The following is a 1,482-nucleotide window of genomic DNA, read 5'->3' on the forward strand; positions in this document are numbered from 1 at the left end:
GGGTGCGTTTTGTGGAATGAGCGGCGGACGGGTGAGTAACACGTGGGCAACCTGCCTGTAAGACGGGGATAACTTCGGGAAACCGGGGCTAATACCGGGTAATCTTTTGCATCGCATGATGCAAGGGTAAAAGATGGTTCTGCCATCGCTTACAGATGGGCCCGCGGTGTATTAGCTAGTTGGTGAGGTAATGGCTCACCAAGGCGACGATACATAGCCGACCTGAGAGGGTGATCGGCCACACTGGGACTGAGACACGGCCCAGACTCCTACGGGAGGCAGCAGTAGGGAATCTTCCGCAATGGACGAAAGTCTGACGGAGCAACGCCGCGTGAGTGATGAAGGTTTTCGGATCGTAAAGCTCTGTTGTTAGAGAAGAATAGGTATCATAGGAAATGATGGTACTGTGACGGTATCTAACCAGAAAGCCACGGCTAACTACGTGCCAGCAGCCGCGGTAATACGTAGGTGGCAAGCGTTGTCCGGAATTATTGGGCGTAAAGCGCGCGCAGGCGGTTTCTTAAGTCTGATGTGAAAGCCCCCAGCTCAACTGGGGAGGGTCATTGGAAACTGGGAAACTTGAGTACAGAAGAGGAGAGTAGAATTCCACGTGTAGCGGTGAAATGCGTAGAGATGTGGAGGAATACCAGTGGCGAAGGCGGCTCTCTGGTCTGTAACTGACGCTGAGGCGCGAAAGCGTGGGGAGCAAACAGGATTAGATACCCTGGTAGTCCACGCCGTAAACGATGAGTGCTAGGTGTTAGGGGGTCCAACCCTTAGTGCTGAAGTTAACACATTAAGCACTCCGCCTGGGGAGTACGACCGCAAGGTTGAAACTCAAAGGAATTGACGGGGGCCCGCACAAGCAGTGGAGCATGTGGTTTAATTCGAAGCAACGCGAAGAACCTTACCAGGTCTTGACATCCTCTGACAAGCCTAGAGATAGGCCGTTCCCCTTCGGGGGACAGAGTGACAGGTGGTGCATGGTTGTCGTCAGCTCGTGTCGTGAGATGTTGGGTTAAGTCCCGCAACGAGCGCAACCCTTGATCTTAGTTGCCAGCATTCAGTTGGGCACTCTAAGGTGACTGCCGGTGACAAACCGGAGGAAGGTGGGGATGACGTCAAATCATCATGCCCCTTATGACCTGGGCTACACACGTGCTACAATGGATGGTACAAAGGGCAGCGAAGCCGCGAGGCCGAGCCAATCCCATAAAGCCATTCTCAGTTCGGATTGCAGGCTGCAACTCGCCTGCATGAAGCCGGAATTGCTAGTAATCGCGGATCAGCATGCCGCGGTGAATCCGTTCCCGGGCCTTGTACACACCGCCCGTCACACCACGAGAGTTTGTAACACCCGAAGTCGGTGAGGTAACCTTTTGGGGCCAGCCGCCGAAGGTGGGACAAATGATTGGGGTGAAGTCGTAACAAGGTAGCCGTATCGGAAGGTGCGGCTGGATCACCTCCTTTCTAAGGAACTAG

General features: G+C 54.2%; 1 rRNA gene. It reads left to right on the top strand.

What is annotated here, in order from left to right:
• Nucleotides 1–1,470: ribosomal RNA gene (locus FG390_RS15570) — 16S ribosomal RNA — on the top strand; the annotation flags it as partial.
• Nucleotides 1,471–1,482: the final 12 nt, after the last annotated feature.

The organism is Terrilactibacillus laevilacticus (genome assembly GCF_006517395.1).
GTDB classification, from domain to species: Bacteria; Bacillota; Bacilli; order Bacillales; family Sporolactobacillaceae; genus Terrilactibacillus; species Terrilactibacillus laevilacticus.